At 39.1% G+C, this 11864-nt stretch carries 8 protein-coding genes; 3 read left to right on the top strand and 5 right to left on the bottom strand.

Annotated features, from left to right (window positions below):
- Positions 1-69 precede the first annotated feature (69 nt).
- The 3 genes from thrS (LY28_RS12760) to LY28_RS12745 form a co-directional block, all read right to left on the bottom strand.
- On the bottom strand, positions 70-2007 hold the full coding sequence (gene thrS, locus LY28_RS12760; RefSeq protein WP_110462583.1) for a threonine--tRNA ligase: 1938 nt from the start codon (positions 2005-2007) through the stop codon (positions 70-72).
- 94 nt (positions 2008-2101) lie between these two features.
- Positions 2102-4009, bottom strand: a complete 1908-nt coding sequence (thrS, locus tag LY28_RS12755) for a threonine--tRNA ligase (protein ID WP_110462582.1) — start codon at positions 4007-4009, stop codon at positions 2102-2104.
- A gap of 604 nt (positions 4010-4613) precedes the next feature.
- On the bottom strand, positions 4614-5147 hold the full coding sequence (locus LY28_RS12745; protein ID WP_110462580.1) for an ECF transporter S component: 534 nt from the start codon (positions 5145-5147) through the stop codon (positions 4614-4616).
- A 182-nt stretch (positions 5148-5329) separates the two neighbouring features.
- On the opposite strand from LY28_RS12745, the gene LY28_RS19145 reads away from it, so the two are divergent.
- Entirely contained in the window at positions 5330-5476 is a 147-nt protein-coding gene (locus tag LY28_RS19145) for a hypothetical protein (RefSeq protein ID WP_165835563.1), read from the top strand.
- A 183-nt stretch (positions 5477-5659) separates the two neighbouring features.
- On the opposite strand, the gene LY28_RS12740 is transcribed toward LY28_RS19145, so the two are convergent.
- A complete protein-coding gene (locus LY28_RS12740) occupies positions 5660-6433 on the bottom strand; it encodes a ComEA family DNA-binding protein (protein ID WP_110462579.1) in 774 nt (257 codons plus the stop codon).
- 397 nt (positions 6434-6830) lie between these two features.
- Between LY28_RS12740 and LY28_RS12735 the strand changes: the two genes are divergently transcribed.
- Both LY28_RS12735 and LY28_RS12730 read left to right on the top strand, forming a co-directional pair.
- The gene (locus tag LY28_RS12735; RefSeq protein WP_110462578.1) at positions 6831-8150 is read left to right on the top strand and encodes a D-alanyl-D-alanine carboxypeptidase family protein; all 1320 of its coding nucleotides are present in this window, start codon (positions 6831-6833) and stop codon (positions 8148-8150) included.
- A 292-nt stretch (positions 8151-8442) separates the two neighbouring features.
- On the top strand, positions 8443-10164 hold the full coding sequence (locus LY28_RS12730) for an AMP-dependent synthetase/ligase (RefSeq protein WP_110462577.1): 1722 nt from the start codon (positions 8443-8445) through the stop codon (positions 10162-10164).
- Positions 10165-10233: 69 nt separating this feature from the next.
- On the opposite strand, the gene LY28_RS12725 is transcribed toward LY28_RS12730, so the two are convergent.
- Positions 10234-11850 (bottom strand): ABC-F family ATP-binding cassette domain-containing protein, encoded by a 1617-nt coding sequence (locus LY28_RS12725; protein WP_110462576.1) that lies wholly within the window; start codon positions 11848-11850, stop codon positions 10234-10236.
- Positions 11851-11864 lie beyond the last annotated feature (14 nt).

Below are 11864 nucleotides of genomic sequence, written 5' to 3'. Positions count from 1 at the left end.
ATTTGAGCAAAAAATAAATGAGGGCGGAATCCTCTCGGATTCCGCCCGTTTCCTGCAATCCGGGAAGTATCATCTTGCCCTTGTTCTGATTTCCTCAGCAATTTTGTCTGCAAATTCCTGAACTGATAAGGTTCCGAGATCCCCGTCCTTTCTGGATCTGACCGACACTCCGTTACCTTCCATTTCCTTGTCGCCTATTACCAGCATATAAGGTATCTTTTCCATCTGTGCTTCTCTGATTTTGTAGCCAATCTTTTCATTTCTGGTATCAACCTCAGTCTTGACTCCCTTATCCCTGAGTATGGCGGCAACCTGGTAAGCAAAATCATGGTGCTTGTCAACCAGCGGAAGCAGCTTTGCCTGAACAGGGCAAAGCCATGTGGGGAATGCTCCCGCATACTTTTCAATAAGTATTGCAAGAGTTCTTTCATAGCACCCCAGAGATGTCCTGTGGATAATATAAGGATGCTTCTTTTCATTGTTTTTGTCCACATAAACCATATCCATTCTTTCCGCAAGAGCGAAATCAACCTGTACGGTTATTATAGTATCCTCCTTGCCATGAACATTTTTTGCCTGTATATCAAGCTTCGGGCCGTAGAATGCCGCTTCGCCCTCTGCCTCCTTATAGTCTATATTCAAATGATTAAGAATTGTCCTCATTTTGTCCTGAACAGCTTCCCATTCCTCAGCACTTCCAATGTATTTTTCCTTATTATTCGGGTCCCATTTGGAAAATCTGTAGGTTACGTCATCTGCAATTCCGAGAGTATTCATCATGTATTTAATCAAATCGACAACACCCTTGAATTCCTCCTCCAATTGCTCGGGTGTACAGACCAGATGGCCTTCTGAAATAGTAAACTGGCGTACACGAATCAAGCCATGCATTTCTCCTGATGCTTCATTTCTGAACAAGGTTGAAGTTTCCCCGTATCTTATGGGCAAATCACGGTAGCTGTGAAGCTTTGCATTGTATATCATAAATTGGAACGGACAGGTCATCGGCCTCAAGCCCATAACCTCCTCATCCTTATCCTCGTCGCCCAATACAAACATACCGTCCTTGTAATGCTGCCAATGACCGGAAAGCTTGTACAAATCGCTTTTTGCCATGAAAGGAGTCTTGGTAAGAACATATCCTCTCCTTTCCTCTTCATCTTCAACAAATCTCTGGAGAGTCTGTACAATTCTTGCTCCCTTCGGCATAAGCAAGGGAAGCCCCTGACCTATCTGTTCACAGGTGGTAAAAAGCTCCAGCTCTCTTCCCAGCTTATTATGGTCACGCTTCTTGGCCTCTTCCAGCCGGGTTACATATTCATCCAATTCACTTTTTTTAGGAAAGGCTGTTCCATAGATTCTTTGAAGCATCTTATTTTTCTCGTTGCCTCTCCAGTATGCCCCGGTAGCACTCATCAGCTTTATTGCCTTGAGCTTTCCTGTCGACGGCAGATGCGGACCTGCACACAGGTCTGTAAAGTCCCCCTGCTTATAAAAGGATATCTCCTCCTCCTCGGGAAGCTCCTTGATAAGCTCAACCTTGTAAGGCTCTCCCTTTTCCTCCATAAGCCTTATTGCCTCATCCCTCGGAAGTGTAAATCTCTCAAGCGGAAGATCCTCTTTTATAATTTTTTCCATTTCCTTTTCAAGCTTTGCTAAATCCTCGGGTGTAAAATTCCTTTCAGTCTCAAAGTCATAGTAAAAGCCATTCTCAATTGCAGGCCCTATTGCAAGCTTAGTATCAGGGAATAATCTCTTTACTGCCTGTGACAGAACATGTGATGCGGTATGCCTGTATGCAAATCTGCCTCCCTCATCGGCAAATGTCAGCAAGCTCAAATTGCAGTCCTTTTCAAGCTTCCAGTTCAAATCCCTTACCTTGCCGTCAACCTCTCCTGCAAGTGCTGCTCTTGCCAGTCCGGCACTTATGCTTTCAGCAACCTCTTTTATTGTGGTTCCATTCTGGTATTCCTTAGAGCTTCCGTCTTTCAAAGTAATTTTAATCATCATAACCTCCATGCCTGCTTCAGGCTTAAAATATTGTAAAGCATTCCCGCGGAGAAGCTTTTGTAAATAAGCCTCTCCAAAATCCAGCTTACTTCTATTTTGCTTTAGTTTTTATTTCCTCAATAATTTTATTAATAAAATCCGGAACGGACATAGCACCTATGTCACCGTCCTTTCTGGATCTTACCGCAACAGCCCTGCCTTCTGTTTCCTTATCTCCTATAACCAGCATATACGGCGTTTTTTCCATCTGAGCCTCTCTTATCTTATAGCCGATTTTCTCATTTCTGGTGTCAAGTTCAACTCTGATATCCTTCTGTTCAAGCAACTTTTTCACCTCATAAGCATAGTCATAGTGCTTGTCAACAATAGGAAGGATTTTGACCTGTACCGGAGACAGCCATACCGGGAATGCGCCGGCAAAGTGCTCGGTCAATATGGCAATAAACCTTTCAATGCTTCCGAATACAACTCTATGAATCATTACAGGCCTGTGCTTTTCACCGTCTGCTCCCACATAAGTCAAATCAAATCTTTCGGGCAGGTTCATGTCCAGCTGTATGGTTCCGCACTGCCATGTCCGGCCTATTGAATCCTCAAGGTGGAAATCTATTTTAGGGCCGTAGAAAGCCCCGTCTCCCTCATTTATCTTGTAGCTTATGCCCTTGGCATCCAGCGCTTCCTTAAGACCTGACGTTGACAGCTCCCACATTTCATCCGAGCCAATTGACTTTTCAGGTCTTGTCGAAAGCTCAACCTTGTATTTGAAGCCAAACACCTTATAAAAATCATCTATCAGATTAATTACACCTATTACCTCATCTTTAATTTGTTCAGGTGTCATAAATATATGCGCGTCATCCTGTGTAAAGCATCTTACTCTCATCAATCCGTGAAGTGCTCCTGACAGCTCATGCCTGTGCACAAGCCCAAGCTCGCCTGCCCTTATGGGGAGATCCCTGTAGGAATGAAGCTTTCTTTTATATACCAGCATTCCTCCCGGACAGTTCATAGGCTTAATTGCAAAATCCTGTTCATCTATCTCAACTGTATACATATTTTCTCTGTAATTTTCCCAGTGGCCCGACCTTACCCATAAATCCTTATTGAGAATCATAGGAGTTTTTATTTCCTGATATCCTGCCTTTTTATGCTCACTGCGCCAGTAGTCCTCCAGCAAGTTCCGAAGCACCATTCCTTTTGGCATAAAGAAAGGAAATCCCGGGCCCTCATCCATGATATCAAATAAATCCAGCTCTTTTCCCAGCTTTCTGTGGTCACGTTTTTTAGCCTCTTCCATTCTGAAAAGATATTCCTCCAGCTGGCTCTTTTTAGGATATGCGGTACCATATATTCTCTGCAGCATTTTATTCTTCTCATTGCCTCTCCAATATGCACCGGTAGCACTCATCAGCCTTATTGCCTTTAGCTTGCCGGTTGAAGGCAGGTGCGGGCCAGCACAGAGGTCTGTAAAATCGCCCTGCTTATAAAAGGATATTTCTTCATTTTCCGGAAGCTCTCTGATAAGCTCCGCTTTATATGGCTCACCCTTCTCTTCCATAAATCTGAGAGCTTCATCCCGGGAAAGGGTATATCTCTCCAAAGAAATATCCTCTTTTATAATACTTTCCATTTCCTTTTCAATTTTAGTCAAGTCATCGGGTGTAAAATTTTTCTCCGTATCAAAGTCATAGTAGAAGCCGTTGTCAATGGCAGGTCCTATTGCCAGCCTGACATTCGGAAACAGTCTTTTTACCGCCTGAGCCAAAACATGTGATGCGGTATGCCTGTATGCCAGTCTCCCGCCCTCATCATCAAAAGTCAGAAGCTTCAGTGTACAGTCTTTTTCGGGCTGGAAGCTCAAGTCCTTTACCCTTCCGTCAACCTCACCGGCAAGAACAGCTCTTGCAAGCCCGGCACTGATACTCTCGGCAATCTCCCTTATTGTGATACCGTCATTGTACTCCTTTGAGCTGCCATCTTTTAAAGTAATTCTTATCATAGCAATACCTCCGTTTAATACATATTCAAACCTGTCTTAGAAATCAATCATCTTTAAATACGGCAGAAGAAATTCACAAATAAAAAACTCCCGTCCTATATATAAGGACGAGAGTAATTCCCGCGGTTCCACCCTACTTGCTGCTCATTGTACGTGCATAACATGCGCTTCGCTGTATTAAAGCGTAAAACCCTTTTGGATTACGCGTATATATGCTCTTTACCGGCTGTGCCATTGTAATGCCATATATACCTTTTCTGCGATATGCTGTTTTGATATGCAGCTGCAATCTCTTGCGCCACATTGCTTATATGCGTCTATGCACATGATTATAACGTAATCAACGATATAGCTCAGAGGTGGTCTTCCGTAAAGCATAGGTCTGAGTGCTTTCAGCTGATACACTCAATCTCTGAAACCCTGATTTTTACGTACTCTTCTCATCAGCGCTAATTTCAATATTTATGACCTTGCATTTAAAAATATCTTCTCTTAATTATATTCTCACAATTTTAATGTGTCAATACTTCAACATTTGTCATTTTCTATATTTTTTAGCATAGGCTTGGAACTGCCTTTTTAGCAAAAGCTATGTACGGCATATTTATTTAGTCTTAATGGCGCGGTTCAATACCGGCAGTATAATAATCGCAAGGACACCGCCTATAAGTGCCGTAATCAGCTGCGGAACCGAAAACATACTGGAAATCACAGCCGCCTTGGGTTCAGGCAGCTTCAATAAAACCGGAATTGCAATTTTAACAATACCTAAATACAGAACCAGAAATTTTGACACCGCAGCCGCAACTAAGGCTATTGCATATGAAATTTTCAAATTCTTAATCGTATGCTTTCCGATAAGCTTCCAGAGAATCACCAAGACAATATTGCCTGCAATTATAAATGGAATCAACGACCAAAAAGGTCCTATTCCAAAAAACTTTGCACATACCGGAGAAATCACAGCAACCGTTATCCCCGTGGATACACCGCAGGTCATAACCGAAACAATCAATATCAAATTGACAATCGAACCTGTAACCAATGTATTTCCAAAGGTCGAAGTCACCGCCTGCATTATTATAAGCAAGGCTGTAAGAGCGGCTGTTCTTGTAATCCATAAAACTCTTTCATTCATGATATATACCCCTTCCAATGAAGCAAAAACAAAATTTGCCATAACACAAATAAAAACACCAATTCGTGCAATAATATAGGTATTACGGTTTAATATAGCTATTATAGCATTAATTCCGCGTAAGTTATTAATATTAGTAAATATTATTTTAAAAAGTTCATATACATTCAGGAGGTAAGCAATTGAGAAATACAAGATTAAAAAAATATAAAAAATTCAGGCAGAAAAAAAACGTCAAGCTGCTGCTGTTCGGATTCATTTTACCTGTAATGGCACTAATCCTTACTTATGTTCTGGCAGAGATTTTTATTATTCCGATTTTTGCATAAAATTTTTCAGTTGTTGATTTTGTATATTATTTTGGCTTTTTCGACTCAAATATCGTTTATTTATGCCATTTGAATTATAGAAAAAACATATTATAATAGGTTTGAAAATTAAAAGATTTTCCTCCTTAAAAATTATTTAAAAACCGGCGAAAGTCGGTTTTTTTGTTTGAAATCAGGTTTATTTTACTCAACACATATGCAAGCTTTAATTTTGTCATAGGTTTTCTGTTTAATCCCGGTAATTTTCATTATATCTGCAATGCTATCGAACTTACCTTTTTCCTCTCTGTAGGCAATTATTGCCTTTGCAGTTGCAGGCCCTATATTCGGCAGTTTTTCAAGCTCTGCCTGTGAAGCCTCATTAATATTTATCAGACTGCCTTCTGCTTTACTGTCTGCTCTTTTTTCTTCAACAACAGCCTCCATGCTGTCTGTAACAATGTCAACACCGCTGTTGAGCTTCTTTTCCTTATTCGTATCTTCACTGCTTTTCTGTATGCCATCCGGTTTTGCATCCTCCGCCGGTTTAGAGCCGGAAGCTTTGGCTCTTATTCTCAGCATGGTGTTTTCATCTAATATATATGCCATGTTAATATTTTCAATATCTGCTTCTTTTGTTGCTCCCCCTGCCATTTTTACGGCATCATCAATCAACTGTCCTTTTTTTATTGTTACTATTCCGGGTTTGTTTACACATCCCACAACATATACCTTTATTTCCGGCACCTCCTCTGTATCTTCTGTTACTGCTGCGGCAACCGCTTCTTCGACTTGGATTATGTCTGCCTTGCTTGTATCGCTTATACTCACCTCCGGTATTTCATAACCTGACAGCGGCTTGTATACTTGCTTCAAAAAATACCCCAAAAAACCTGTTCCAATAATAAGAATTATTATTAAACAGAAAAACAAGGCCCTGCTTATAAATACTTTCCTCCCAAATAAGGTTATTTCCATAATTCCTCCTTGAATTTAATAAGATAATGCCTGAAATCAATTGCAAAAAGACACATAAAAATATGAATATACGAATATTTGAAGTATAATAATCTTTTTAATATACGGCTAAAAGAAAAGAGCACTGGAAACAGGTTTAGTCGAATTAAGCTTTTACGCTGATTTTGAACGCAGCTTGGGTTTGAATTTATTTTGACCTTTGGTAATTGCTGATATGGTTTTTCGTAGCAACATTAATATTATAATACATATAATGTATAATAGCCACACTAAAATAGCTCTGTCCTTAAAATTTGTTAAAAATTTTTAAACTTTAGCTCAATACATTAAATATGAGTTTAAAAATCAAGCTTTTTGCTTTATAATATTTACTAGAATGTCATACAAAGGAGAAATTATGAAGAAAGTAATTACCGCACTTATTATTATACTGATATTGTCACTTCAGGTTTCACCGGCCTTTTGCGATTTAGATATTGATGCAAGTGCATACATATTGATAGATGCAAAAACAGGCAGTGTTCTTTATGAATATAATGCAGATACCAGACTTCGTCCCGCAAGCACTACTAAAATAATGACCGCCTTAGTCGCATTAAAAAAAGGGGAGCTAAGTCAGGTAATGACTGCAAGTCAAGCAGCCGTATCCGATATAGGAGTAGGCGGAATGAATGTCGGCATCATGGAAGGAGAGCAGCTGGCTCTGGATGACCTGCTTCACGCCATGCTGATAGCATCAGCTAACGAAACTGCCAATATTATTGCAGAAAATCTATATCCTACCCGAGAAGACTTTGTTTACGAAATGAATAAGCTGGCTGGCGAGATTGGGGCAAAAAACAGTACTTTTACCAATCCCTGCGGTATTGATGAATATGAAAAGGATGCTGAGCACTTTTCAACTGCAAGAGATTTAGCAATTATAGCAAAGGAGTGCCTTACATTTCCCGTATTCAAGGAGATTGTCAGTCAAAAGCAGCTAAATATGCTTCCTCCGACTAACAAGCATGAAAAGTGGAATGTGCTGAGCAATACCAACAAGCTGTTGGGGCAATCCTTTAATTATGGCCCTGACACAGGTGATGACAGAAATCAGTTCACCATAACCGGATTAAAAACCGGTTCAACCATGCGTGCAGGTGCAAACTTTATATCCTCTGCGGTTAATAAGGAGGGCTTCGAATTAATTTCTGTAATTCTCGGAGTTAATAATAAACCGGGCAGAACTGTCTTTGATTTTACAAAAACCTTATTAAAGGCAGGTTATGAAAACTTCTCCAATCAAATGATAATTGACAGAAATGAATTAATTAAAAATGTGCAGGTAGAAGATGCTTCAGACGATGGAAAGCTGGATCTTGTAACAAGCGGTAAGCTTGAAGCCATGCTCCCGAATAATAAGGATGAATGGAATATTCAAAAGGTGGTAACCATAACACCAGATTTAAAGGCTCCCATAAAAAAAGGGGATGTTTTAGGAAATATTGAATATAAAAGAGACGGCACCTCTATAGGAAAAGTAACTGTCGTTTCTTCACGTACGGTTGAGCAAAGCTTTAAGGCAAAGGTAAAAGCTTTTATTTATAAAATCACCGGAAGTCTTATTTTTAAATATATCGTTATCGTAATAATTGTAGTTTTATGTTTCCTTATTTTAAGAAAAATATTGAGAATAATATCAAGAAGAAGGAAAAGAAACAGAATAAGATTTAAATAAAATTATAAATACTGACAAAGTTTTTTTATTTCATATATTGATTTAATTTAAATATACTTATATTATAGTATAGTATTGTATCTATTGTATGTAATAATATCCAAGCTTATGCCGACGGCAATAAAGTCAATTACTTATCGGATGAATAACCGGTTATATCGGTCGATAGTTTGGTTTTTGAAGCTCAGAAAGCAGGTAAAACCCAAGCTGCGTAAAACAGAAGGCTTATCATGTATAGTCTCAGAACAGCAATTGACCTTAGGTATTATTGCTTATAAAAGGAGTGTAATTAATGAAAACCGAACCGATTTACAAGCAACGGAAAATCACCGATTTAAAAGATATGATTTCTCAAAGTGTAAATTTATTTGGAAATAAAGACGCTTTTTTAATAAAAAACAATGTTGGTGAATATCACGGCAGAACCTACCTAGAATTAAAGGAGGATATTGATTCCTTAGGTACTGCCCTTATTGATTTAGGACTTAAAAATAAAAAAATCGCAATTTTGTCTCAAAACAGTGCCCAATGGTGTACCTCATATCTGACTATCACCGGAGGCGTAGGTGTTGTTGTTCCCCTTGACAGGGAATTGCCGTTTAATGAAATTGAAAATCTTATATCCCGTGCGGGAGTCAGCGCTATAATCTTTTCCTCCAAGCACCGAAAGGATATGCTGTCGCTAAGTAAATTATCCGAATTTATTGAGTATTATATTGATATAGATGCAATTAATGATGAAGGCAATAATTTTCTTTCATACTCAAGGCTTATTGAAAAGGGGAAAGTCTCCCTTGAAAAGGGTAACAGGGCTTATTTGGATGCCGAAATAGATGAAAATGAAATGTGCGCATTGATATTTACCTCAGGAACTACTGATTTGGCAAAGGGTGTTATGTTATCAAGCAAAAACCTTGCAACCGATATTATGGCGGTTTGTTCCATGCTCACTATTAACGAGGCTGACAGTGCTCTGTCTATTTTGCCTCTGCATCATACTTATGAATGTACAGCCGGCTTTCTTGTAATGATGTATAATGGCTGCTGCCTTTCATTCAATGAGGGACTAAAGTATATTGTCAAAAATCTTCAGGAAGTAAAACCAACAATTTTGATGCTGGTTCCTCTTATCTTGGAGAATATGCACAAAAAAATTATTAAGCAGGCATCAGGTACCTTTTTCAGCAAGCTTAAATTAAATGCCGCAATTGAAATAAGTAATTTTTTATACTATTTTCTTAAGATTGACATTCGTAAAAAGCTGTTTAAACAAGTACACGATATCTTTGGCGGCAGAGTAAGACTGGTTATTTCGGGAGCCGCCGCCATAAATCCTGATGTTTCAAATGATTTATGCGCTATGGGTATAAGAATTATACAGGGTTACGGATTGACGGAGTGTGCTCCCATTGTTGCAGTAAACAATGATCAGGGCTACAGAAGCGATTCTGCCGGAAAGCCTCTTGCAGGAATTGATATTTGGATTGATAATATTGGTGATGACGGTATAGGAGAAATAGTAATACGAGGTGATAATGTAATGCTCGGTTACTATGAAAACCCTATTGCAACTCATAAGGTATTAAAAAACAGCTGCCTGTATACAGGTGATTTAGGCTATATTGACGAGGAGGGCTATATATTTATCACAGGAAGGAAAAAAAATGTTATTGTTACTAAAAACGGCAAGAACATTTTCCCCGAAGAGGTTGAATCCTATCTGGCAAAGTCGTCATATGTCAAAGAAAGCTTGGTGTGGGGCCGGTTTGACGAGGAATCCGGCGAAACTGAAGTTAATGCCCAAATTGTTGTTGATATGGACGAAATAAAGGAAAAGCTTCATCTGAACATTATTTCCAAGGACGAAATATACAAAATCATTCAAGCGGAAGTAAAGGAAATAAATAAGCAAATGCCGCTTTACAAACGGGTAAAGGAATTTACCGTACGTGAAGAGGAATTTATAAAAACAACAACAAAGAAAATCAAAAGATATGCAGAAAACATAGGCTGATCAATTAAAGCCAAAAATAAAAGACCTCCTTTAAAGGGAGGTTTTCTAATTTTGGCAAATATAATAATCTTACGACCACATTTCCTTTCTAAGTGCTGCTATATCCTCATTCTCCAGATACTCGTCATATGTCATCTGTCTGTCTATAACTCCCTTTGGAGTAATTTCAATAATTCTGTTTGCAACTGTCTGAACAAATTCATGGTCATGGGATGTAAACAAAATAGTTCCTTTGTAATTTATCAAGCCATTATTCAACGCTGTTATTGATTCCAGATCAAGGTGGTTTGTAGGCTCGTCAAGAATCAAAACATTCGCTCCCGAAAGCATCATTTTTGAAAGCATACAGCGGACCTTTTCTCCTCCTGACAATACAGATGCCTTTTTCAGAGCTTCTTCCCCCGAAAACAGCATTCTTCCCAGCCAGCCTCTCAGGAAGGTTTCAGTCTGATCCTTTGAAAATTGTCTGAGCCAGTCCACTAAGGATAAATCTATGCCGTCAAAAAATTCTGAATTATCACTTGGGAAATAGGCCTGAGTAGTAGTTATCCCCCACTTATACTCACCGCTGTCCGGCTCTGTCTCTCCCATCAATATTTTAAAAATGGTTGTCTTAGCTTTTCCGTATGTCCCCACAAAGGCAATTTTGTCTCCCTTGTTTACAATAATACTAACATCATTCAAAAGCAGCTCACCATCAATTTCTTTTGTAATTCCGCTAGCCATAAGCAAATCATTCCCGGCTTCTCTGTCAGGCTTAAAATCAACAAAGGGATACTTTCTTGAGGAAGGCTTTATATCCTCCAGCGTCAGCTTATCCAGCAACTTTTTGCGGGAGGTTGCCTGCTTTGACTTTGATGCATTTGCGCTGAACCTTTGAATAAACTCCTGAAGCTCCTTCATCTTTGCTTCTGTTTTCTTATTTATGTCTTTAGCCTGTTGGAGTGCCAATTGGCTTGACTGGTACCAGAAATCGTAGTTACCGGTATATAGCTGTATTTTCCCAAAATCTATGTCTGCTATTTGTGTACAAACCTGATTGAGAAAATGCCTGTCATGAGATACAACAATAACAGTATTTTCAAAATTTGAAAGAAAGTTTTCCAGCCATGTAATTGAAGCTACATCCAAGTGGTTTGTAGGTTCATCCATAAGAAGAATATCAGGATTCCCAAATAAAGCCTGCGCCAGCAATACCCTGACCTTCATATTGGCATCCAGATCCTTCATTTTCTTATAGTGATGCTCTTCACTTATATTCAATCCGTTTAACAAGGTAGCGGCATCAGAATCTGCCTCCCAGCCGTTCAGCTCTACAAACTCAGCTTCCAATTCAGATAGCCTAATTCCCTCTTCCTCAGTAAAATCAGTTTTTGCATAGAGGACTTCCTTTTCCTCCATAATTTCAACAAGTCTTTTATGACCCATAATTACAGTTTTAAGAACCTCAAACTCGTCAAATTCAAAGTGATCCTGTTTAAGCACAGCAAGTCTCTCACCTGTAGTTACTGTTACATCTCCCTTGCTGGGCTCAATCTCACCTGAAAGAATCTTCAAAAATGTTGATTTTCCGGCTCCGTTGGCTCCTATCAAGCCATAGCAGTTACCCGGCGTAAATTTAATGTTTACATTTTCAAATAAAGCTCGTCCTCCATATCTCAGAGAAACACCGTTTGCACTAATCATTTACCAATCTCCGT

The sequence above is a fragment of the Ruminiclostridium sufflavum DSM 19573 genome (assembly GCF_003208175.1).
GTDB lineage: Bacteria > Bacillota > Clostridia > Acetivibrionales > DSM-1351 > Ruminiclostridium > Ruminiclostridium sufflavum.
The sequence above is the reverse complement of the archived record's forward strand: the minus strand, read 5'-3'. Positions and strand labels throughout refer to the sequence as shown.